This is a genomic window from Microbacterium sp. Root553 (assembly GCF_001426995.1).
Taxonomy (GTDB): domain Bacteria; phylum Actinomycetota; class Actinomycetes; order Actinomycetales; family Microbacteriaceae; genus Microbacterium.
The window spans coordinates 1,659,966-1,683,177 of sequence record NZ_LMFY01000001.1 but is presented as its reverse complement, the minus strand read 5'-3'; the positions used below and the strand labels follow the sequence as shown (position 1 = coordinate 1,683,177).

Below are 23,212 nucleotides of genomic sequence, written 5' to 3'. Positions count from 1 at the left end.
TGCGGACCCGTGGGACCACGATATGGTCAGTCGGCGTTGAGTCAATAGCCGTGGACACATCTGCGAGTGTCTGATAGTGATGAAGGTGATGACCGATCTGGAACGCCGAACGGGGATCTTCGCCGCCCTCGCGGATCAGACGCGCCTGCGGATCGTCGATCTGCTCACGATCGGAGATCTGTCGTCCTCGGAGATCGGGACGGCCCTGGATCTGCGCTCGAATCTGATCGCGCACCATCTCGGCGTTCTCGAGTCGGCGCAGATCATCGTCCGTTCGCGCTCGGAGTTCGATCGTCGCCGCAACTACATCGGCCTTCGCCCCGAGGTCTTCGACACCCTCGCACCGCCGAGCATCGTGCCGCCGCAGCGTGTGCTCTTCGTGTGCACCGCGAACTCCGCACGGTCGCAGCTCGCCGAGGCCATCTGGCGCGACACGAGCTCGGTCGACGTCGCATCGGCGGGAACGCGTCCTGCGGTCGCGGTGAATCCGGGGGCGACGGCGTCGGCGGCCCGCCACGGCCTCACCATCTCCTCCGACCATCCGCCGCAGCACATCGACGACGTGCGCACGGACGGAGATCTCGTGATCACCGTGTGCGACGACGCCCATGAGCGACTGCGCGACGGCGACGATCTGCACTGGTCCATCCGGGATCCGGCCAAGGTCGGCACCGCCGCCGCCTTCGACGCGGCCTTCGACACCCTCTTCCGGCGGATCCGCTCCTTCTCGTCCCGGCTTCTCCCCGTCTGAGCAGTGTCCCCGGTCCGTGCGATGATCGGCGCGTCGACGGGAGGCCGGGATGCGGGGCGAGGCGACCGTGCTGCACGCAGACCTCGACGCGTTCTACGCGTCGGTGGAGCAGCGGGATGCACCGGCACTGCGCGGGCGGCCGGTCATCGTCGGGGGCGGCGTCGTCCTGGCGGCGAGCTACGAGGCCAAGGCCCGCGGCGTGCGCACCGCGATGGGCGGAAGGCAGGCGCGCGACCTGTGCCCCGATGCCGTGGTCGTGCCCCCGCGCATGGAGGCGTACTCCGCGGCGAGCAGCGACGTCTTCGCGATCTTCCGCGACACGACGCCTCTGGTCGAGGGTCTCTCGATCGACGAGGCCTTCCTCGAGGTCGGCGGATTGCGGCGCATCGCCGGCACACCCGAGCAGGTCGCCACTCGCCTGCGCGAGCGCGTGCGAGCGGAGGTCGGGCTGGCGATCTCGGTCGGCGTGGCGCGCACCAAGTTCCTCGCGAAGGTGGCGAGCGCGGTCAGCAAGCCCGACGGGCTGCTCGTCGTCGAACCTGACCGAGAAGAGGAATTCCTGCTTCCGCTGCCGGTGGAGCGTCTGTGGGGCGTGGGAGCGGTGACGGCCGAGAAGCTGCACCGTTACGGCATCCGGACCGTCGGCCAGCTCGCCGAACTCGAGGCGTCGACCGCCGAGAGCATGCTGGGTACCGCGGCCGGAGCGCACCTGCATGCGCTCGCCCGCCTGCGAGACCCCCGCCCGGTCGACACCGCCCGACGACGCCGCTCGATCGGGTCGCAGCGCGCCCTGGGGAGCCGTCCGCGCTCGCCCGACGAACTCGATCTCCTCCTCACCGAGATCATCGACCGCCTCGCGCGACGGCTGCGCGACGGTGAGCGCGTCTGCCGCACGGTCGTGCTGCGCCTGCGCTTCGGCGACTACACGAAGGCGACCCGGTCGCGCACCGTCGGCACGCCGACCGACCGCACGGCGATCCTGCTCACCACGGCACGGCGGCTGCTGGCCGCCGCACAGCCCGAGATCACCGACCGCGGCATCACCCTCCTCGGCATCTCGCTGTCGCAGCTCGACAGCGCCAAGCGCGTGCAACCCGAGCTGCCCATCGACTGGGGCGACGAGCAGCGTCTCGACGGCGTGCTCGACACGCTGCGCGAGCGTTTCGGCGCGGCATCCGTCTCCCGTGCCGCGCAGCTCGGGCGGGATCCGGGCTGGTCGAGCCCGACTCTCCCCGAGCACCGATGAGGCGCGCGGGGAGAGATGCGGCCGTTACGCGAGCCGCTTCACCGTCAGCCCCCGGAACGTGCTCGTCCCTTCATGGGAGTACAGGCGGATGCGGTTGTCGCCCTCCAGCGGGAACACGCGGTGCGAGTGCACGGCACGGCCGTCTCCGACGAACATCTCGACGCTCGTGCGGTCGACGAGGATCCGCAGGCTCAGCCGCCCGGCCGAGGGATCGACCGGGGTCTGGGTCTCGCCGCCGGTCGGGTTGATGGTCGGACGCCGGTTGACGTACGCGAATCCACCCGAGAGGAATGCTCCCGCGGCGACGTGGCGTCCGCCGCCGGGGGCGCGGCAGACCTCCAGGCCGACGTTGGCCGGCGGAGACCCGGCATCCCAGACGATCTCGCAGGAGATCTCGTAGGCCAGCTCCCGCAGATCGAGATCCCGCGTCCCGGTGACCTCGACATCGCCCAGACTGTGCGTGCGCGTCACGTGGTCGGCGAGCGCGGCGGTGGGGGCGGAGGCGAGATAGTAGCCGTCGGTCCCCCGCTTCAACCGGACGTCACGGACGATCATGTCGTCGCCGTTGTAGCCGTCGGTGGCGAGCGTGGGGGTGTTGTGCGGGTAGTCCCAGAAGTTCGCCCAGCCGATCACGCGCCGGAGGGTCGGATCCTCGGCGCCCGTCGTGTCATGGTTCGGGTAGGTGACCGCACCGTAGAAGTCGAAGCCGTAGTCGAGCCACTCCGGCTCGTCGCGGTCGGTGACGAACGATGCGCCGTCGAAGCGGCCCGTCCAGTAGGCGTAGGTGGCCGGAAGGCCGCGAGCCTTGCCGTTTCCGCTGGTGCCGAGGATCCAGTGGGAGGTTCCGTCGTCCGCCGTCATCCGGAAGATATCCGGACATTCCAGAAGGCCGAGGTCGGTGCGCACGAACTCCCCCACCCGCGTCCAGGAGCGCAGATCGGCAGACGCGTAGAAGCCGATCGTCTGCCCCTCCGCATTGGCCATGAACCACCGGTTCCGGTCGGAGTCCCAGATCACCTTGGGGTCGCGGAAGTCCGGCGTTCCGGGATTGGCGAGCACCGGCGCCGTGCCACCCGGGCGGAAGGAGCGGCCTCGGTCGGTCGAATACCAGAGGTACTGCGCCTGTCGCCCCTCCGGAGCCTGCGTGACGAGGGCGATGACGGCACCGGCACCGTATCCCGCCGTGTTCTGCTCGTCGACGACCAGCGATCCCGACCAGCAGTCGCCGTTGGCGTCGCTGAACTTCGGGATCGCCTCACCGCGGTCGCGGAACTCGACATGGTCACGGGTCGTCGCGCGGCGCCACGACGTGCCGACTCCGCCCTCGAGGTAGTCGGCGTTGTAGAGGTAGTAGTAGTGGTACTCGCCGTCGAGGTAGATCGGCCGCTGAGGGTCGTTCTTCCAGTTGTCGGGCACGCTGAAGTGGTACGTCGGTCGCATGCGCGATCGTCCTTTCGAGGAGGAACCTCCCGCTGCCGCAGGATTCGCGGGAGCGAGTGTCGAGGCGGCGGCGGGTTCACCGGCCACCAGGGCGAGCGAGCCGCCGATCGCGGCGGCCCCCGCCCCTGCGAGGAGTGCGCGGCGGGAGAGCGCGTGAGGAGTGTCCATGATCACCTTCCGTTGAGGGCAGCATCGGCGCTGCCGTTAGGGGTGCGCGACGGCGGGCGCTCGCCCGCCGATCGCGTCGAACGACGGCAGAGCGGCCGTCGCAAGATCCGTCGCCCAGGGCAGGTCCGCTCCGGCCCTGGACACCGTGATCGCCGCGGCCCCGGCGGCGCGGACGCCGAGGACCTCGATCGTCGACCGGTCGAGAGGACGATCCGCGGCCAGCAGGTCTGCGATGAGCGAGCTCATGTAGGTGTCGCCGGCGCCGATCGTGTCCGTGACCGGCACGGCGGATGCGGCGACGGAGACGGCGATGCCCTGAGCGACGAGCAGTGCGCCGTCGGCGCCGAGGGTGATCACGACCAACCGTGGGCCCAGGGCACGCACCCGCTCGCCGACCTCGGTCGGCGACAGCCGCGGATACAGCCACTCGGCATCCTCATCGCTCATCTTCACGACGTCCGCCCGGGAGGCCAGCTCCTCGAAGTCCGCGAACGTCTCGGCATGGGTGCCGAGCAGGGCGGGGCGGATGTTCGGGTCGAACGTGACGAGGCGCGCATCGAGCCGATCCAGGTGTGCGAGCACGGTCGCGCGACCCGGCGAGAGGAAGGCGCCGATCGATCCGGTGTGCACGAGTGCGGGGGCGACCGCCAGCGGCGCCGCCCCGGGATTCCACTGCACGTCGAAGAGGTACGACGCCGAACCGTCCTCGCGCATGGTCGCGGTCGCGGTGGAGGTGGGGCGATCGGAGAAGGATCCGGTCAGCACGCGCACACCCGACCGCTCCAGGCGGTGCACGATCCGGCTCCCTCGCGCGTCGCGTCCGAGGTCGGTCAGCAGTGCGACGTCGAGGCCCCGGCGTCCGAGCCCCAGGGCGACATTGGCAGGGCTTCCGCCCGGATGCTCCGTCGTCGACATGCCGTCGTCGACGACGTCGACGAGGGCCTCGCCGATGACGAGGGCATCGAGCGATTCGGCCGCCGCGCCCGTCATCGGCGATCCAGATCGGTGACCGCCAGCGAGTCGATCGTCGCCCCGGGGAGACTCGCCGCGATGCGGACGCCGACCCGCTCGTCCGTGGTCACGATCTGCTCGCTGATCGTGACCGCGCCCCCGTCGGCGAACACCTCGACCGAGGTGCTGTCGACCCAGACGTCGAGGTCGAGCACGCCGTCGCGCACCTCCACGGGCGCCGACGAGGTGAGCCCGTAGTCAGCCGAGAACGATGTGTTCGACGCGCCGGAGCGGTCCACGCTCAGCACGCCGTCGGCGTACCGCACCACGATGGCATCGCCCGGCTCCGCTCCGGCACGGACGTGCAGCTCGACCTCCGCCTCAGCGGGACGGATCGCGAGCTCGATGCGCAGTGCGGCTCCCTGCGCCTCCCGCGGCAGCTCGAACCCGCCCACGGGGACGGGGGTGTGCTCGCATGAGAAGGCGGCCGGACGGTCGACCTCGACGGCGGGCCGCTGCAGCAGGACATCTCCGCGGAGCGAGAGCCGACGCGGGAGCGCCATGCCGCCGCGCCACGGGTGCGTGGGAACCTCGCGCGCGTACGCCCAGTTGCTGAGCCAGGCGAGCATCACGGGCTCCTCCAGACCGCTGAAGGTGACCCCGGCGTAGTAGTCGTGCCCGTGATCGAGCCAGTCCCAGTGCGACGGAGTGAACGTCGTGCCGTCGAAGTCGCCCACGATGTACTGCATGCCCGAGCCGCCGCCTGGATGTCCCGGATTCACCGACAGCGCCAGCACCCACCTGTTCTCCACCGGGAACAGGTCGGGGCACTCCCACATGCCCTCGGGCGCACCGAACGGCCCGAAGACGCTGAGCGGCTGCCAGGCGAGCAGGTCATCGGACCGGAACAGGTGCACCTGCCGGTCGAGCGCCTCCACCGCGACGAGGATCCACTCGCCGCCGTGGCGGAACACCTTCGGGTCACGGAAGTCCGCGGTACCGCGGTCGAGGACCACGCCGTGCTTCGTCCACGTGTAGCCGCCGTCCGCGCTGTGGGCGAGCGCCTGCGCCTGGCCGTGATCGGTCGCCGAGGTGTAGAGCGCGATCAGAGGCGCACGACCGTCGACGCCGAAGCCCGACGAGTTCGTCGCGTCGAACACGACGGAGCCGGAGAAGATCTGCTCGTCGTCGTCGAACCGCAACGCCACGGCGTGCTCCTGCCAGGTCCGCAGGTCCCGGCTGGTGGCGTGCCCCCAGCTCATGTTCCCCCAGTCCGCCGACTCGGGGTTGTGCTGGAAGTACAGGTGGTACAGGCCGTCGTGGTGGATGAGGCCGTTCGGGTCGTTCATCCAGTTCTCCGCGGGAGCGAAGTGGGCCTGCGGGCGACTGGTCGCATCGGTGAGGGGCGTCGTCATTGCGTGGTTCTCAGTTCGAAGTCGTGGTGGTCGTCGTGGTGCGGGTCGTCGGGATGGGGATCGCGGGTCTCACGCGACGCCGTCCTGGCTGTACCAGTGCGTCGAGGAGACGAATCGATGCGCCGGCCGCTCCTGCGCCGGCGATCGGCCTTCCGTGATCGTGTGGATCTGCGCGCGGACGCGGGCGCGATCCTCCCGGTCGAAGGGGGTGCGTCGGAGCGGATCGGGGGCGGCCGAGACGAGCAGCCGGGTGTACGGATGCTGCGGCGCGTCCATCACCTCCGCGCTCGCGCCGCCTTCGACGAGCGCTCCGCGGAGCATGACGATCGTCGTGTCCGCGACGAAACGCGCGGAGGCGAGATCGTGCGTGATGTAGAGGATCGAGATGCCGCGCTCGTCGCGGAGGCGCTTCAGCAGCTGCAGCACCCCCATCCGCACCGACACGTCCAGCATCGAGGTGGGCTCGTCGGCGAGGATCACCTTCGGGTTCACCGCCAGCGCGCGGGCGATCGCCACCCGCTGACGCTGTCCTCCGGAGAGCTCGTGCGGGTGCCGGTCCAGCAGCGCGGGGTCGAGCTCGACCGAGCGCATCAAGGCCGCGGCCTCCTCGCGTCGCTGTGCGGCGGAGAGGTCGGAGTAGATGGCGAGCGGGCGCTCGAGGAAGTGACGGATGCGCTTCGTCGGGTTCAGGGATCCGAACGGATCCTGGAACACCATCTGCACCGTGTTCCGGTATCGCCGCGACGCGCGCCGCGGCTCGTCGCGGAGCACATCGATGCCTTCGACGATCAGGCGTCCGTCGGACGGCTGCTCGAGCCGTGCGAGGATGCGGGCGATCGTGCTCTTGCCGCTGCCGGACTCGCCCACGAGCGCCATGATCTCGCCGGCGTGCAGATCGAAGCTCGCGCCGTCGACGGCTCTGGTGCTGCGACGCGCGAACATCGATCCGCCCATGAAGTCCTTGGTCACATCGCGGAACGAGACCACGACCTCGCCCGCCGCGGCCGGATCCGACGCGGGTCCGTCCACGGCCGCGGCCGTCGACGGTGCCGGCGCGGACGGGTCGCGAGTCACCGGCGGGAAGGCGTCGATGAGCTGTCGCGTGTACTCGTGCGTCGGTCGCGCATAAACCTCGGCCGAGTCCCCCACCTCCAGCAGAACGCCGTGACGCATGATGCCGAGGCGCTGACTGATCTCGACCATCAGCGAGAGGTCGTGCGTGATGAAGAGGATCGCGAACCCGAGGCGGGCCTGCAGCTCCTTGATCTCGTTGATGATCTCCTGCTGCACGACGACGTCGAGCGCCGTGGTGGGCTCGTCCATGATGAGCAGATCGGGCTCGAGGGCCAGGGCGATCGCGATCACCGCGCGCTGACGCATGCCCCCGGAGAGCTGATGAGGGTACGACGTCATCCGGTCGGGGTCGATGCCCACGAGCTCGAGCAACTGCCGCGCCCGCTCACGCGCCTCCGCTCGCCTCATCTTCCGGTGCGTGGTGAAGACGTCGACGATCTGATCCCCGACCGTCATCACGGGGTTCAGGGAGTTCATCGCGCTCTGGAAGACCATCGAGACGCGATTCCACCGGAACGCACGCAGCTCCTCCCCGGTCAGATGCTCGATCTCGACGTCGCCGCAGCGGATCGACCCGGAGACGATGCGGCCGTTGCCGCCGAGGAGCTTGAGGATGGCGTTCGCGATCGTGCTCTTGCCGCTCCCCGATTCTCCGGCCAGCCCGAACGTCTCTCCGCGGCGGATGGTGAAGGACACGTTCTCGACAGCGGTGACGGATCGCCCGTTCACCTCGTAGGCGATGGTGAGGTCGCGGACGTCGAGGATGACGTCGGCCGCGTCGGGTGTCTGCGCGCTGGTCGCGCGCGCGCTCGGTGTGGTGATCATCGCCGGCGGTCCTTTCTCTTGGTGCGTCCGGCGAGTCGAGGATTCGTGATCTCGTCGACGGCGTAGTTGATGAGGGCGAGCGCGAACGCGACGAGGGCGATGGCGACGCCCGACGGGATGAAGGTCCACCAGGTGCCGCGGATGAGGGAGCCCTCGATGCTGGCCCAGTAGAGGTTGGTGCCCCAGCTGATGGCCGACACGTCGCCGAGGCCGAGGAACTCGAGACCCGCCTGGGCGCCGATGCCGAAGATCACGCAGGCGAGGAAGGTGCTCATCACGATGGACGCCATGTTGGGCAGCATCTCGCGGAACATGATCGTCAGCGCCCGCTCGCCGGTCACGACCGCGGCGTCGGTGTAGTCCTTGCCGCGCAGGGAGAGGGCTTGCGACCGCACCACCCGCGCCGACCCGGCCCACCCGGTGGCCACCAGCACGATGACGATGGTCCCGGGTCCTGGCGGGAGGAAGGCGGCGAGGATGATCAGCAGAGGCAGCCCGGGGATCAGCAGGAAGATGTTCGTCACGACCGACAGCACGTCGTCGACGACCCGGCCGAAGAAGGCCGACACCAGACCGACCAGCAGACCGATGAGAGTGGCCAGCGCTCCGACGGTGAACCCGATGCCGAGCGAGCTCTGGGATCCCCAGATCAGAAGTGCGAGGACGTCCTCGCCCTTGGCCGTCGTGCCGAGAAGGTGCGCGAGCGACGGCGCCTCGGAGCCGGCGACCACCGAGGCACGGGGATTGCCCGGTGCCAGCAGCGGCGCGGCGACGGCGACGACGACGAAGATCGCCAGGATGACGAGGCCGATCACCGCACGACGGTCTCGCAGCAGACGCGCGAGCAGGTGGTCGCGGTACACCGGGCTCTTCACCGGGACGCCGGGACGCGAGGTCGTCGCCGTCGAGAGCATGCTCGATCCGGAATTCTGTACGGACATGATTACCTCACTCGCACACGCGGGTCGAGCCGCACGTAGAAGATGTCGATCAGGAAGTTGGCGACCAGCACGGCGCCGGTCAGGGTGAGGAAGATGCCCTGCATGAGCGGGTAGTCCAGCGCCTGCACGGCCCGGAGCAGCTGATAGCCGATGCCGGGGTAGGCGAAGACGACCTCGGTGAGCAGGGCGCCGCCGACCACGAAGCCGATCGACATCCCGAAGGCGGTCACCGAGGGCAGCATGGCGTTGCGGGCCGCGTAGCGGTACATGATCCGCCGCTCGGTCAGACCCTTCGCGCGCGCCATCGTGATGTAGTCCTCGGCGGCGGTGCCGATCATGGTGTTGCGCATGCCCAGCATCCATCCGCCGATCGAGACCGCCACGATCGTGCCGGCGGGCAGGACGAGGTGCAGCATCAGGTCGCCGATGAACTCCCCGCTGAACGAGGGGACGGTGCCGAGCGTGAACGCCTGACCGATCGGGAACCACTTCAGGGTCACGGCGAACAGGTACAGCGCGATCATCGCGATGAAGAAGTAGGGGAACGACCCGGTGAACACCAGCAGCGGCGGAAAGATGGTGTCCAGCGCACCGCCGCGCCGCCAGGCCGCCCAGATGCCCAGCAGGTTGCCGAGAACGAACGAGATCACCAGCGCCGTGCCGCCGAGAAGGATCGTGTACCCGAGCTGCGCGCCGATCACCTGCACGACGGGCGTCGGGAACTGCGAGATCGAGAGGCCGAGGTTGCCGGTGAAGACGTCGCCGATGTACTGGATGTACTGCTGCCACACCGGACGGTCGTCGAGACCGAACAGGTGCCGGAACTGCGCGACCTGATCGTCGGTCAGGTTCTGCATCTGACCGAGCATGCGGCCGACGGGGTCGCCAGGCATCAGGCGCGGGAGCAGGAAGTTGATCGTGAGGGATGCCCAGAACGCGATCAGGTAGTAGCCGAGTCTGCGGAGAACGAAAGCCATCAGATGCCTCTCAACGTGGTCGCCGCTGGTCGCGGGCGGGGAACGGATGGAGAAGGGTGCCGGTGGCGGCGCGGAGGCGCCGCCACCGGGAGCCCTCACTCGCGCGGGCGGATGTTCGCCAGCACCATCACGGTGCTCGAGACGCTGGCCGACAGCGTCGCGTAGGGGTCGTCCTCGCTCGGCCAGCCCACGAAGTTGGTGCTGTTGTAGGCACCCCACTCCGGGCCGGGGAACAGCGGGATGGTGGGCGCGGACTCCGAGTAGACGGCCTGCAGCTTGTCCATGACGGCCGCCTGCTCCTCGTCGCTGGTGGCCGCGGCGAACTGATCGAGCAGCTGGTCCGCCTCTTCACTGCAGAAGCGCTGGAAGTTCTGGGTCGCCTCCTCGCCCACGGGCTTCACCGTGCGGCACGACATCGCGCTGCGGTAGTACTCGAACGGCGTGACGCCCGCGCCGCTCCAGGCGATGTTGCCCTGGAACGTACCGCCGAACAGCGCCTGGTTGATCTGCGACCAGTCCTGCACCTTCAGCGGTGCGCTGATGCCGAGCTCGGTCATGTTGTCGGAGATCACCTGGGCGACCGCGATCCAGTCGGTCGAGGCGGACCCGACGCCGATGCTGAACTCCAGCGGTGCTCCGTCGGGAGTGACGCGCATGCCGTCGGCCCCGCGCTCGTAGCCCGACGAGTCGAGCAGCGCATTCGCGGCATCCACGTCGTAGGTGGTCCAGTCGCACTGCGAGACGAGTGCCTCGTCGCGCCACGTGTCGTACGCGTCGCTCAGGCCGGTGCAGTCGGAGGGGTGCGTGTAGCCGTTCATCCCCTTGGCGACGACGGCCTCGCGGTCGATGCCCATGCTGATCGCCTTGCGGAGGTTCACGTCGTCGTAGGGCCCCTGCGCGGTGTTGAGCGTCAGGGCGATGGTGGAGCCGACGGCCGGGAACCAGTAGCCGCGGTGCTCGGGATCGACATCCACGTAGGTCTTCTGGATGTCCTGGATGAAGCCGAGGCCGAAGTCGATGTCGCCGTTGATCGCGGCGATGTTCGCGGCGTCGTTTCCGCCGTAGGCGATGACTCGGATGCCGGTGTAGTCGGCCTTGTCCTTCTGCCAGTAGTGCGGGTTGCGGAGCAGGTCGAAGGACTGCGCCGAGAAGTTGGTGACCTCGGTGAACGGGCCCGAGGCGACGGGGTCGGAGTTCTGGAACTTCGCCGGGTCGTCGACGTCCTTCCAGATGTGCTCGGGAACGATCAGCTGAACACCCAGCTCATACAGGCCGGGCGTGTAGGGACGGTTGAACGCGAAGGCGACCGTCGTGTCATCGGGGGTCGCGACCGAGTCGACGTACTCGTAGGTCGACTCGCCGAGCACCTCGCGGGCGAGGTCGAAGGAGTACGCCACGTCCTCCGACGTCAGCTCCTCGCCGTCGGACCAGGTGAGGTCGTCGTTGAGCGTGAAGGTGAGCGTGAGTCCGTCGTCGCTCCACTCGTACCCGGAGGCGAGCCAGGGCACGATCTCGCCCTTGGGGAGGTTCGTCACCATCATCGACTCGTAGACGGCGTTCTTCGACATCGCGACCGCGGTCGGCGAGAAGGGGTTGAAGTTCTGCACGAACGACGCGTTGCCGATAGCGGCGACGCGGAGCATGTCGGACTTCGCACCGGACTGGGCCGGAGCGCAGCCCGACAGTGCCATGGCGGCCGCGCCGACCACGGCGGTGGCGCCAACTAACGCGCGCCAGAAACGGCGCGAACGAGAATCAGTCATGATTTCCTTTCATCTTTGAACAGGACTGTTCGGGTGTCGAGACGGATGCCCGCATCGTGCGGGAACCCTGCGGGTCAGATCGGGTCAGGTCGGAATCGAGACCGAATTCCGCGCGATGGGCGGGCAGCCCACCATCACGTGGGACGGCGGCTCGCCGTCGGCGGCGTTCATGAGGAGCTCCGCGCCCCGCTCCCCCATCTCGCGGAAGGGCAGGGCGACCGAGGAGAGGCCGGGACGCAAGGATCCGGCGATGATCTCCTGGTTGTCGAAGCCGACGATCGAGATGTCTTCGGGGATGCGGAGACCGAGCTCCCTCGCGGCCTCGTACGCGCCCATCGCGATACGGTCGTTGGCGCAGAACAGTCCGTCGATGTCGCGATCGCGCAGCAGCTCGATCGCGACCCGGTAGCCGTCTTCGGCTTCGGGTCCGGACCGGACCATGAGCGCGGGGTCGATGGCGATCCCCGCATCGGCCATGGCGCGGCGGTAGCCGGCCTCGCGGCCTTCCGCGGCCACGAGATCGCCCGGCAGATTGATGAACGCCACCCGGCGACGCCGCGCCTCGAGCAGCATCGACGTCGCGGAGTAGCCGCCGTTCTCCTCGTCGGGGAGAACCGTCGAATAGCGTCCGAGCGGGTCGAAGCAGTGGACGAGGACGACAGGCACTCCGTCGAGGGAGGCGGGCAGGTCGATGGGCCGGTTCCACGTGGTGGCGACGATGATGCCGCCGACGCGGTGCTCGAGCATCATCTCGATCGACCGGGCGTCCGGACGCTCGATGTGCGCGGCACCCGCGATGATGAGCGACTTGCCGTGGCGCCAGAACCAGTCCTGCGCTCCGGCGATCAGATCGCCGCCGAAGGGCGTCGACACGATGTCGGTCACGAGCCCGAACAGGTCGGTGCGCTGTCCGGCGAGCGCCCTGGCGCCGGCGTTCGGACGGTACCCGAGTTCGGCGGCCCGCTCCCGCACACGGTCGCGAGTCTCGGCGGAGACCTGGTTCTCGTCGTTGAACGCGAAGGACACCGCCGAGCGGGAGAGACCGAGATCTCTGGCTACATCACTCATGGTGACGGGTCGCTTCGTCATCGTTGACCGTTCTGTCGCGCGTTAGTACGTGTGAGACACAAAGCTAACGCGCGACAGAACGGGTGTCAAGCGTTCCATCCGCAGCTCGGCAATTCCGTCAACCCAGGCGGCGTATCGACGATCGCGTGATGACCGGCATGGGGATCAGCACCGCCCCCAGGGGGATCTCGCCGAGCAGCATCTCGACGGCAGTGCGCCCCATCACGTCATAGGGGAGCCGCGCGGTCGTCAGGCCCGGTCGTTGGAAGCTCGCCAGCTCTTCGTCGTCGAACGACGCGACGGAGATGTCGTCCGGCACCTTCAGCCCGCGCTCCGCGATCGCCTGGTACGCGCCGAACGCCACGCCGTCGTTGCCGGCCAGGATCGCTGTGAGATCGGGATGCGCGTCGAGCATCTGCAGGGTGCGGGTGTAGCCGACATCGGGGTTCCAGTCCGGAACGTCGACGACGAACGACTGAACGCCCGCCTCGGCGAAGGCGGCGTGGATGCCATCGAACCGCGGCCCGATGGTGACCGAGTGCCGTGGCGACGAGACCGCGAGGGGATTGTTGCCGATCACACCGATGCGGCGGTGCCCGGCGTCGGTGAGCAGGTGCGCCATCGCGTGACCGGCGGTGCGCTCGTCCGGCAGCACCGAGGGGTGCCCGGTCGTCGACGTGCCGTTCACGATCACGACCGGCACGTCGCGCGGCGTCTGCGGAACCTCGATCATGCGCGCGCCGAGGAGCCCGATCAGGATGCCGTCGACGCGGCGGTCGATCATCGCCTGGATCTCGTCGGAGATCGTCGCGTCATCGCCCTCGGTCTCGGCGATGAGAATGGTGTAGCCGTGCTCCTTGGCCGCAGAGAGCAGTCCGCGGATCATCTCGGAGGCATAGCGGGTCACGGTGATCTGATCGGAGATGAAACCGAGCGTCTTCGTCTTGCCGAGTCGCAGGCTCTGAGCTGCGGGATTGGGCCGGTACCCGAGCTCCTCGGCGGCGGCGCGAACCCGTCGCGCCGCGTCGACGGAGAGGCGCGAGCCCGGTCGATCGTTCAGGATCATGCTGACCGCGGTCTTCGACATACCGGAGAGTGCGGCGACATCGGCGAGAGTCGGCCTGCGATCGACGTTGTTCGGCACCGGCATCCTCCTGTCGTGACATCTCCAGCTTAGGCAGTGCAGCCCCGACCCGGAACGACGTGCGTTGAATTGATTTAGCAAATTGCTTGCAGCTCCCGATCCGCGATGCTAATCTCGGCCTGCTGAATCAATTCAGCACCTTCGCTCGCCTACTGCATCCCGCCTGCGGAGTCACGAAAACAGGAGAGAACATCGTGGTTGATCTCACTCGCAGGGCTCTGTTCGGTGCCATCGGATTGGGCATCGTCGGCACCGTGGTCTCGTGGCCTCGGCTCACCGGAGCCGACATCCCCGGGCGCGGAAAAGACGTCCTGACGGTCGCTCTCTTCGGCACTGCGCAGGATGCCGTGGCCCGCCAGGCGCTGGTCGACGGCTTCCAGCGCGCACACCCCGGGATCGAGGTGCGCATCGTCGCCATCCAGGGACAGGACTGGAGCGAGTACTTCGCGAAGATCCTCACGATGATCGCGGCGGGCACGCCTCCGGATGTCGTCACGGTGGCGACGGAGGGCGCGCAGCTCTTCGCCTCGCGTCTCGCGCATCCGCTCGACGACTTCGTGCGCCGCGACGCGTCGCAGATGCAGGAGTACTTCGACGACGTGAACCCGGCGCTCATCGAGGCGTTCATGTACCAGGGCAGCCTGTTCCAGATGCCCGACAACTTCAATGCGGCGAACGTCTTCTACAGCACCCAGGCGATGGAGCGCGCAGGCCTCGAGCGCCCCGCGGACAACTGGACACTGGATGAGTTCTTCGCGACCGCCCGGGCGATGAAGAAGAGCGCGCCGGGGCAGTTCCTGCCGTACTTCTGGAACAACCGACTCTGGGGCGGCGTCGTGCCGTGGCTCTACGTCAACAACACCAGCTTCCTCCGCGAGGAGAAGGCCGGTGGAGGCGACTGGTTCTGGAACCGCTTCTATCCCGACCAGCCGGCCCGCAGCGGAGGATACGTGTGGCAGCAGGCGGATGCGCTGAACGAGAGCGTCGAGGAGAGCTTCTCCGTGCTGCAGAGCATGGTCTCGGAGGGTCTTGCGGCGAACCCCGCACAGGGCGGCGGGAACGAGCTGGTCTCCCTGTTCTCCACCGGCGCGGTCGGCATGACCCCCGCGGGCGGATTCTGGGTGAGCGGCCTCGAAGAGGCGGGCGTCGCGAACGACGCCTACGACGTGACGTACTTCCCCCGGATGGCGGGGCAGCGCCATCAGTTCGGCGCCGGCGGCTACGCGATCATGGAGACCTCTCCGCGCAAGGACGAGGCCTGGGAGTGGCTCAAGTACTGTGTGTCGGTCGAGGGCATGACGATCGCCCATCCGAAGCCCGACTCGTCGCTTCCTCGTCGCTCGCTCAACGCCGAACTGTACGGCGCCGGAGTGGGCCCCGCCCACTGGGAGGTCTTCTACGACACCCTCGACAGATTCCCCGACACCGGCCCGATGCCGGCGCCTCCCCAGCAGGCCGCGGTCGAGTCGGCGTTGCTGAAGAACGTGGTGTCGACGATCACGAACGGCCCTTCCGGCGTCCGCCGCGGCCTGGAGACGATGCAGCGAGATCTCGAGATCGCGCTGGGAGGACGATGATGTCGGAGAGCAGCACGCGAACCCTGACCGTGCCGCCGGGAGCGCGCGGCGAGACCGGCACCGTCGCCCGCTCGGGGCGGTCCATCATCTGGGTCTTCCTGGCCCCCACCGTGATCGGCCTCGGGCTGTTCAACCTCGTCCCGATCATCGGATCGTTCGTCCTTGCCTTCTTCCGGTGGGACATCATCTCCGATCCGGTGTTCGTCGGCGTCGACAACTTCGTCGATCTGGCGATGAACCCGACGGTGCGTGTGTCTTTTCTGAACACCATCGGCTTCGTGATCGTGGCGGTCATCCTGCAGCTCACGGTCGCGCTGGTGCTCGCCATCCTCGTGCAGTCGAAGATGCCGACATGGTTGCGCACCTTCTTCCGGTCGTCCCTGTTCTTCCCGCTGATCCTGTCGGCGGCATCCGTCTCCCTGATCATGGCGTACCTGTTCAACCAGGAGTTCGGGCTCGTGAATCAGACGCTCAACCTGATCGGCATCGCCGACGTCGGGTGGTTGACGACCGGGTTCGGAGCGAAGGTCGTGGTGCTGCTCGTCTACGTGTGGCAGAACTTCGGCTTCACGTTCCTGCTCTTCATCGGGGGCCTCGCCGCGATCCCGAGCGAGGTCTACGAGGCATCCTCCCTCGACGGCGCCGCCGGATGGACGCAGTTCCGCATGATCACGCTGCCCCTGGTGAGCCCGACCCTGCTGGTCGCATCGGTCATGGCCATCATCAACGCGCTGCAGATCTTCGATCAGCCGTGGGTGCTCACGCGAGGCGGGCCCGGTGATGAGACCCGAACCGCAGTCATGGTGATCTACGAGTCCGCCTTCCGGGAGCTCGACTTCGGAGGCGCCTCCGCGATCGGAATCGTGCTGACACTTCTCATCATGCTCGTCACGGCCATCCAGTTCCGGCTGAGCCGCCGATTCGTCTTCTACGGGTGAGGCCATCATGACCACGACAATCATCACGAAGCGCTCATGGGTCCACAGCCTCGGCACCGGCGGCAAGTTCGTCATCCTCGGGGTGGCGGCCTTCCTCACTCTCGGGCCCGTCGTCTGGACGCTCGTCACGGCACTGTCGCCCACAGACAGCGTCACGCAAGAGGTCACGGTGGGCTTCGGAGCGTTCGCCGACGTCTTCACCAAGATCCCGCTCTGGCTGTACGCCTGGAACAGCGCTCTCGTGGTGATGCTCGTCGCCGCCGGGCAGATGCTCTCTGCGGCGATGGCGGGCTACGTCTTCGCCAAGTTCGAGTTCCGCAGTAAGAAGATCCTCTTCGCCCTGATCCTCGCGACCATGATGGTTCCGCTGCAGGTCACGATCGTGCCCGTGTTCATGCTGGTGCGGGGCATGGGGCTGGCCGACACCCTCCTGGCGCTCATCGTGCCCGCCCTGCCCACCGCGTTCGGCACGTTCCTGATGCGGCAGTACTTCATGGGGATCCCGACGGAGCTGGGTGAGGCCGCGCAGCTCGACGGCGCAGGTCCCTGGCGCACGTTCTTCGGCGTGTACCTGCCGCTGGCGACGCCGGCCCTCGCGATCGTCGGCATCCTCGCCTTCAACTATCACTGGAACGAGTTCTTCCGACCGCTCATCATGACCATCAGTGATCAGAACTTCACGTTGCCGCTCGGGCTCGTGACTCTGCAGGGCAATCTCGGCACCGGCAGCATCTCGACGGTGCTCGCCGGAGTGATCCTCTCGATGATCCCTGCGCTGCTGGTGTTCTTCTTCGGGCAGAAGCCGCTGCGCGAAGGACTCACGGCGGGCGTCGGCAAGTGACCGACGCCCCCATCAAGTAGAAAGACGACCTCCCCGGTGACCCCCACTGACCTTCCCCCGGTCCGCACCACGAGCCCGCGAGCGCACTTCTCTCCGCGCAGCAACTGGATGAACGATCCCAACGGTCTCGTCTTCCACGACGGCCGCTACCACCTGTACTTCCAGTGCAACCCGCAGGGCGTCGCGCACGCGAACCTCAGCTGGGGCCATGCGACGAGCACCGACCTCGCGCGGTGGACAGAGCACGATCCGGCGATCCTCTGGGACGACGAGGCGCAGATCTTCTCAGGCTCCGTCGTGGTCGACCACGGCAACACCTCAGGATTCGGCACGGCTGAGCGACCGCCGCTGGTGGCTCTGTACACGGCTGCGGCACCGGGGCATCAGGCACAAGCGCTCGCATACAGCACCGACGGCGGGTATGCCTGGACGAAGTACCGGGGCAACCCCGTGCTCGACCGCGGCACGAGCGACTTCCGCGACCCGAAGGTGTTCCGCTACGACGACGGCGGGGACGGATACTGGGTGATGGTCGCGGTCGAGGCGCAGGACCGCCAGGTGCTGTTCCATCGGTCCGACGACCTCAAGACCTGGACCTTCCTCTCGTCGTACGGTCCGGCCGGACCGGTCGGCGGCGTCTGGGAATGCCCGGACATGTTCCCGCTCGCCGTGGACGGCGATGAGGACGACGTGCGCTGGGTGCTGCTGATCAGCCTGAACCCCGGAGGCATCGCCGGGGGCTCCGGCACGCACTACGTCGTCGGCGACTTCGACGGCACGGTGTTCCACCCCAGCGCGCCCCACCCGGCTCCCGAGCCCGAGATGCTGACGGACCGGAGTCAGTCTCGCGAGGAGCTCGAAGCGATCGGATGGATCGACTTCGGGCCGGACTGCTATGCCGGCGTCACGTTCGACGGTCTCGGTCGACACGACCGCACCCTCATCGCCTGGATGGACAACTGGGAGTACGCCGGTCGCATCCCCGCCGAGGACGCCGACGAGAATCGCAGCGCGATGACGCTTCCCCGTCGGCTCTCGCTCACCCGCGACCAGAACGGGATCGAGCGGCTGCGGCAGGAGCCGGCGGTCGAGGTCGACCCCGCCGAGAACGTCGAGCTGGGCCGCCTGACCGGCGGCGTCGTGCTCGCCGACGGACTGACCGGGGCCGCGCGGATCCGCTTCGCCGCGGCGTTCGGCGATGCGCAGAGCGTCGAGCTGCGCATCGAGTCGTCGTCACGCGATGAGATGGTCGTGATCCGTCAGGACCGTGCGAGCGGACGCCTCGAGCTCGATCGCCCCGGCGCGGGGATGCCCCCGGGTTTCGCCAGGACCCCGTCGATGCTCCTCGATCAGCCCGCCGCGATCGGATGGGATGTGTGGATCGATGCGCTCAACGAGCGGGTCTCCTCTGTCGAACTGTTCGCGCAGGACGGCGAGAGGGTGCTCACCGCACTGATCCCCGCCGCATCGCACCGCACCTACTCCGTCAATGCCGTCGGCGGAGCGCTGAGCGGGGCGCGAGCCGCCGTGGTGGACATCCGAGGCTGACCCACACGCGAACCGCCGACGGCTCGCGCATCCCGCCGATCTCCCGACGGGTGGTCGTCGTCGCCCGCACCCTCTCGATCCTGATCTACGGCGTCGTCGCCATGTTCATCGCCGCCTGGCTCGCCCAGGCGACCGGCGCCATCGACGGCGACGGCGACGCCATCGGTGCGGTACCGCCCGCCCTCAGGCTCGGCGCATGCGTCGCCGTCGGCGTGCTCGGCATCGTCATCGGCACGATCACCGCCGTCCGCCTCTACTCGACCCGCGAACTCCGCTGACGCCCGCGTCGACCACGACACGACCGTCGACGATCGTCAACAGCACCGCGGCCTCGCCCAGGCTCTCGGGATCAGCCGTCCGAGGATCGCGGTCGAGCACCGTGATGTCGGCGACGGCGCCCGCCCGCAGAACACCGCCGGTGCGACCGATCGTGCGATAGGGCTCCACGGTCAACCCACGCAGCGCATCCATCGCATCGAGCGCCTGGTCCGGGCCGATCGGCTGCGCGGTCGGGTCGTCGTGCGGGCGCCGCAGTTGTGCATCCGCGAGGATGCCCACGGCGTCGCTCGGCGCGACGGGCCAGTCAGAGCCGAGCGCGAGCGGAATCCCGGCGCTGACGAGATCGCGGGTACGGAATCCGCGGCCCGCGCGGGCATGGCCCAGACGTCGCGACCAGTTGTCGCTCTCATCCGCTCGGGTGAAGAGCGTGCAGTGGGTCGGCTGCATGCTCGCGGTCGCCTTCGACGACATGAAGACGGCGAGTGCGGCATCCGTCATCGTTTCGATGTGCTCGATACGGTGCGTCGCCGCGTGCTCCGTCAGACCGTCGATCGCGCGCACCACGAAGTCGATCCCGGCGTCACCGATCGCGTGCGTCGTGGTGGGGATGCCACGCCGGTCGAGCTCGGTGAGGGCGTTGCGGTACTGGTCGGGGTCGAGCCACAGCGAGGTGGTGGACTCTCCGAGACAGTCCGGTTCATGCAGCCAGGCCGTGCCATTGTCGATGGTGCCGTCGATCATGAGCTTGACCCCCTCGACCACCCAGTGCCGACCGTGAGCGCCCTGCAGTGCGGCCAGCCGGACCACCTCTTCGATCGGGGTCCCCGGTACGTACCAGGGCGACATGCGCAACCGGATCGGAAGGTCGCGCGTCTCTTCGATCGCCGTCAGCAGCGGGATCGCATCGGGCGCGAGGTCCTGCACCTGTCCGGAGGTGAATCCACCCCTGGCCATGTTCAGGAGCACCTCGTAGAGGGCGTCGACGCGGTGCTCGAAGCTCAGCGGGGGGAGCACTCTCTCCACGAGGTCGATGGCCTGAAGCTCCAGGAGGTAGCCCGTGGGGCGGCCCTGCTCGTCGGTCACGACGCGGGAGCCGTCGGTGAACTCCTCGCGACCGGTGACGCCGCCGAGCGCGAGTGCCGCATCGGACGCGAGCGCGGCATGGGCGTCGAAGAAGCGGATGCGGGCGGGCCGCTCGCCCGCCACGGAATTCAGGACCGCGTGGGAGACGGCCTCTTCGCCGAACACGTTCGGGTCGAGCCCCCAGCCGAGCAGCCAGTCCTCGGGGGACAGTCCGGCGACCTCGGCTCGGAGCGCCGACTCCACGTCGGCTAGTGTGCGGCATCGGCTGAGATCCGCACCACGGGTGAGCTCGATGCCGAACACCGGATGGATGTGGCTGTCTACGAAACCCGGGAGGATCACCGCACCGGGAAGGTCGACCACCCGGGTCGTCTCGTCGATGCGGGCCTGCAGCGCGGTCCTGTTCCCGATCGCCACCACCTCTCCTGCGACGATGGCCACTCCCTCGGCCCCGTCGGAGGTTGCCGGGTCGGAGTCCATCGTGACCACCGTGCCCGCGAAGACCACCAGGTCCGCGATGCCGTCGCGCGTCATCGGGCTTCTCCGTTCTCGACGCGGGCCGTCTCCGGATCGGCACCGCCGATCCGCGCGAACACCTCGGGTCGGCGGGCGCGGAGTACGAGTGCGTAGGCGGCGCCGAGCAGCAGCACAACGGGGACGACGGCGAGGATGATCGCGTTGATCGCGGGACCCGCCGACGTCAGGTAGTCGATGGTGATCACCAGGACGACGAGCAGCACGGCCATCGCGACCAGCGAGACGATGGCAGCCGGCAGCACGTACCACCGGCGCGCCAGGTGCCTGTTGCGAATGATGAAGATCAGCACGGCGATCGAGGCGAGAAGCTGCAGCGTGATGATGCCGTAGACGCCGGGCGAGTTCACGAGGATGACGAGCTGCGTGAGCGGGTCGAGGCCGGCGGTGCCGAACGCGATGACGACGATGACGGCCACGACGCTCTGGATCACGCCGGCGATCCACGGCGCCCCCATGCGGTTGGTCCTGGTGAAGGCCGCCGGGAGGATCCCGTCGCGCGCCAACGCGAAGCTGTAGCGGTTGATCGCGTTGTGGAAGGCGAGCTGGCCGGCGAAGATGCTCGTCACGATGAGCACGAACATCACCGATACGCCCCAGTCCCCCACATACGCTCCCATGGCGGTGAAGAAGAAGGCCGCGGGGTCCTGAGCGATCACCCCTTGCACCTCGCCGTCACCGAAGGCCTGGATCACGAGCCACAGGGTGACCGTGTAGAACACCGCCAGGAATGCCACCGCGATGTACGTCGCGCGCGGGATCGAACGATCGGGGTCGCGGGTCTCACTGCGGTACAGGACGGTCGACTCGAACCCCATGAACGCGGCGAATCCGAATCCGAGGATGGCGAACATGCTCGGCGTGAAGATGTTCTCGGGCGCGAACGTCCCGAACTCGAGCTGCCCGGCGCGCTGGGTGAGGATCGACGAGGCGAGCACCACGAGCAGGATGGTCTCGAGGACCAGGAGCACTCCCAGCACCTTCGCCCCCACATCGACACCGGCGACGGCCAGCGCGAAGACGAGCACCGCGCCGATCACCGCGAGGAGCCACCACGGCACGTCGATGCCGAAGACGGTGGCGAACATGCCCTGCGCCATGACCCCGAACAGGCCCCAGAGGCCGATCTGCAGAAGGTTGTAGGAGATCCAGGCCAGGAAGCCGGCCGCGAGTCCGACCACGCGGCCGAGGCCGACCGCGATGTAGGTGTAGAAGCCGCCCATCGCGGTGAGGTTGCGCGCCATGAAGAGGAACCCGACGGCGAACACGGCGAGGACGATGCCCGCGACGGCGTAGACGATCGGAGCCGAGACGCCGCCGATCAGGACAGCCAGGGGTCCGATCCCCGCGAGAACGCTCAACGGGGCCGCAGCCGATATGACGAGGAAGACGACCCCCCACGCACTGAGGGCTGCTTTCTTCAGCTGGCCGGTGTGCTCCTCGTTTCGAAGAGACGTCTGCTGGGTCATGGCGTGCTTTCCTTCCGTCGGGTGGCCGACCTGCTCAACACGCCTGCGGGTCGTTGGACGACAGTGTGGCGCACGGAACATCGATTGCGCAATCGATTGGGCAATATTGATACCCAGCGGCGACATAGGATCGACAGGGAGGTCACGATGTCATCGACACGAGCCGCGACGCTGCAGGACGTCGCCGATATGTGCGGAATCTCGCGAGGCACGGCATCCCGCGCGCTCGCCGGCACCGGTCGCGTCTCCGCCGAGACGAGACGTCGGGTGCTCGAGGCGGCGCAGACCCTCAGCTACTCGACGAACAGTGGAGCGCGCAACCTCCGCCAGGCACGGGCGGGCTCGATCGGACTCTGGTTGCCTCGCGGCATGAACTTCATGGAGTACTACATGAACTTCGCCGTCGGCGTCGTGCAGAGCACAGAGGATCGAGAGCTGACGGTGTCTCTCATTCCCGCCGAGTTCCCCGCGTCCAAGGCTCGAACCCTCCACGTCGACGGATTCGTGATGACCGATGTGATCGGCGACGACGAGCTCGCCCGTGCGATCCTCGAATCCGGGCGTCCGGTCGTGACCTCCGAGCTGGTGCCTCCGGGGATGCCCGAACCCACCGTGGCGCTGGCGGGCGATCATCGCACCGCGATGGATCGGCTGCTCGATCGGCTGCGTGCGAGCGGAGCGACGTCGATCGCCGTGGTGCGGCCCATGATCGATCAGATGTGGGCGCGGCTCGCCGCCGACGCGGCCGCGGACTGGGCGGACGCCACCGGCATCACCGTCAGGTTCATCGACCTCCACGGCGTCCCTTCGGCTGAGGAACTGCACACGATGATCCGGAGCCTGCACGACGCTCACCCCGATGTCGACGCGATCGTGTGCCTCCCCGAGGGTCTCGGAGTCGGCATCCTCTCGACGCTCCGCGAACTCGGCCACTCCGTCCCCGACGATGTCCAGCTCGTCGCGTACAACGACAGTCCCGCACTGCAGATCGTGCAGCCGCCGATCTCATCTCTCGATCTGCGCGCTCAGGATGCCGGGATGCGTGCAGGCGCGATGCTCATCTCGCTGATCGAGAAGGCCGATGACTCCGTGCACGGCACCGAGTGGTTCGACCTGATCTATCGCGAGCGCGCATCGACCCGCCCCGTCGGACACGCACGATCCTGAGATCTGCCGACGC

The 23,212-nt window shown here is 68.2% G+C and carries 19 protein-coding genes; 8 read left to right on the top strand and 11 right to left on the bottom strand.

Annotated features, from left to right (window positions below; genetic code table 11):
- The first annotated feature begins 88 nt into the window (after positions 1 to 88).
- Both ASD43_RS07750 and dinB read left to right on the top strand, forming a co-directional pair.
- A complete protein-coding gene (locus tag ASD43_RS07750) occupies positions 89 to 751 on the top strand; it encodes an arsenate reductase/protein-tyrosine-phosphatase family protein (RefSeq protein ID WP_082539445.1) in 663 nt (220 codons plus the stop codon).
- Positions 752 to 800: 49 nt separating this feature from the next.
- Entirely contained in the window at positions 801 to 1,997 is a 1,197-nt protein-coding gene (dinB, locus tag ASD43_RS07745) for a DNA polymerase IV (protein WP_056415677.1), read from the top strand.
- Between the two features lie 24 nt (positions 1,998 to 2,021).
- Here the strand turns inward: dinB and ASD43_RS07740 are convergent, their stop codons facing one another.
- From ASD43_RS07740 to ASD43_RS07700, 9 genes are all read right to left on the bottom strand, one after another.
- Positions 2,022 to 3,605 carry a glycoside hydrolase family 32 protein gene (locus ASD43_RS07740; protein ID WP_235564074.1) on the bottom strand — a complete coding sequence of 528 codons (1,584 nt, stop codon included), beginning with the start codon at positions 3,603 to 3,605 and terminating at the stop codon, positions 2,022 to 2,024.
- A 36-nt stretch (positions 3,606 to 3,641) separates the two neighbouring features.
- Complete coding sequence (locus tag ASD43_RS07735) at positions 3,642 to 4,595, bottom strand: carbohydrate kinase family protein (RefSeq protein ID WP_056415674.1); 954 nt, start codon at positions 4,593 to 4,595, stop codon at positions 3,642 to 3,644.
- The gene (locus ASD43_RS07730) at positions 4,592 to 5,971 is read right to left on the bottom strand and encodes a glycoside hydrolase family 32 protein (RefSeq protein ID WP_056415670.1); all 1,380 of its coding nucleotides are present in this window, start codon (positions 5,969 to 5,971) and stop codon (positions 4,592 to 4,594) included. The genes ASD43_RS07735 and ASD43_RS07730 overlap by 4 nt, the downstream gene beginning before the upstream one ends.
- Before the next feature lie 69 nt (positions 5,972 to 6,040).
- Entirely contained in the window at positions 6,041 to 7,870 is a 1,830-nt protein-coding gene (locus ASD43_RS07725; protein WP_056415668.1) for a dipeptide ABC transporter ATP-binding protein, read from the bottom strand.
- A complete protein-coding gene (locus tag ASD43_RS07720; protein WP_056415666.1) occupies positions 7,867 to 8,811 on the bottom strand; it encodes an ABC transporter permease in 945 nt (314 codons plus the stop codon). Before ASD43_RS07720 ends, ASD43_RS07725 begins: the two co-directional genes overlap by 4 nt.
- Positions 8,812 to 8,813: 2 nt before the next feature.
- The gene (locus ASD43_RS07715) at positions 8,814 to 9,788 is read right to left on the bottom strand and encodes an ABC transporter permease (RefSeq protein ID WP_056415664.1); all 975 of its coding nucleotides are present in this window, start codon (positions 9,786 to 9,788) and stop codon (positions 8,814 to 8,816) included.
- 95 nt (positions 9,789 to 9,883) lie between these two features.
- The gene (locus tag ASD43_RS07710; RefSeq protein ID WP_082539314.1) at positions 9,884 to 11,551 is read right to left on the bottom strand and encodes an ABC transporter substrate-binding protein; all 1,668 of its coding nucleotides are present in this window, start codon (positions 11,549 to 11,551) and stop codon (positions 9,884 to 9,886) included.
- Positions 11,552 to 11,635: 84 nt separating this feature from the next.
- Positions 11,636 to 12,640: a LacI family DNA-binding transcriptional regulator gene (locus tag ASD43_RS07705; RefSeq protein WP_082539313.1), complete on the bottom strand. Its 1,005-nt coding sequence runs from the start codon at positions 12,638 to 12,640 to the stop codon at positions 11,636 to 11,638.
- 97 nt (positions 12,641 to 12,737) lie between these two features.
- Positions 12,738 to 13,763 (bottom strand): LacI family DNA-binding transcriptional regulator, encoded by a 1,026-nt coding sequence (locus ASD43_RS07700; protein WP_056419326.1) that lies wholly within the window; start codon positions 13,761 to 13,763, stop codon positions 12,738 to 12,740.
- Positions 13,764 to 13,957: 194 nt separating this feature from the next.
- On the opposite strand from ASD43_RS07700, the gene ASD43_RS07695 reads away from it, so the two are divergent.
- The 5 genes from ASD43_RS07695 to ASD43_RS07675 are packed head-to-tail and all read left to right on the top strand — an operon-like array spanning position 13,958 to position 18,945.
- The gene (locus tag ASD43_RS07695; RefSeq protein ID WP_056415654.1) at positions 13,958 to 15,340 is read left to right on the top strand and encodes an ABC transporter substrate-binding protein; all 1,383 of its coding nucleotides are present in this window, start codon (positions 13,958 to 13,960) and stop codon (positions 15,338 to 15,340) included.
- The gene (locus ASD43_RS07690) at positions 15,340 to 16,278 is read left to right on the top strand and encodes a carbohydrate ABC transporter permease (protein WP_374611378.1); all 939 of its coding nucleotides are present in this window, start codon (positions 15,340 to 15,342) and stop codon (positions 16,276 to 16,278) included. Before ASD43_RS07695 ends, ASD43_RS07690 begins: the two co-directional genes overlap by 1 nt.
- A 7-nt stretch (positions 16,279 to 16,285) precedes the next feature.
- A complete protein-coding gene (locus ASD43_RS07685) occupies positions 16,286 to 17,119 on the top strand; it encodes a carbohydrate ABC transporter permease (protein WP_056415652.1) in 834 nt (277 codons plus the stop codon).
- A 36-nt stretch (positions 17,120 to 17,155) separates the two neighbouring features.
- Positions 17,156 to 18,667, top strand: coding sequence for a glycoside hydrolase family 32 protein (locus ASD43_RS07680; RefSeq protein ID WP_268776158.1), 1,512 nt, complete (start codon positions 17,156 to 17,158; stop codon positions 18,665 to 18,667).
- A 50-nt stretch (positions 18,668 to 18,717) separates the two neighbouring features.
- The gene (locus ASD43_RS07675) at positions 18,718 to 18,945 is read left to right on the top strand and encodes a hypothetical protein (RefSeq protein WP_056415647.1); all 228 of its coding nucleotides are present in this window, start codon (positions 18,718 to 18,720) and stop codon (positions 18,943 to 18,945) included.
- On the opposite strand, the gene ASD43_RS07670 is transcribed toward ASD43_RS07675, so the two are convergent.
- Positions 18,905 to 20,563 (bottom strand): amidohydrolase, encoded by a 1,659-nt coding sequence (locus ASD43_RS07670; protein WP_056415645.1) that lies wholly within the window; start codon positions 20,561 to 20,563, stop codon positions 18,905 to 18,907. The two genes, ASD43_RS07675 and ASD43_RS07670, sit on opposite strands and share 41 nt — an antisense overlap.
- On the bottom strand, positions 20,560 to 22,032 hold the full coding sequence (locus ASD43_RS07665) for an APC family permease (protein ID WP_056415643.1): 1,473 nt from the start codon (positions 22,030 to 22,032) through the stop codon (positions 20,560 to 20,562). Before ASD43_RS07665 ends, ASD43_RS07670 begins: the two co-directional genes overlap by 4 nt.
- 147 nt (positions 22,033 to 22,179) lie before the next feature.
- Between ASD43_RS07665 and ASD43_RS07660 the strand changes: the two genes are divergently transcribed.
- The gene (locus ASD43_RS07660; protein WP_056415642.1) at positions 22,180 to 23,199 is read left to right on the top strand and encodes a LacI family DNA-binding transcriptional regulator; all 1,020 of its coding nucleotides are present in this window, start codon (positions 22,180 to 22,182) and stop codon (positions 23,197 to 23,199) included.
- Positions 23,200 to 23,212 lie beyond the last annotated feature (13 nt).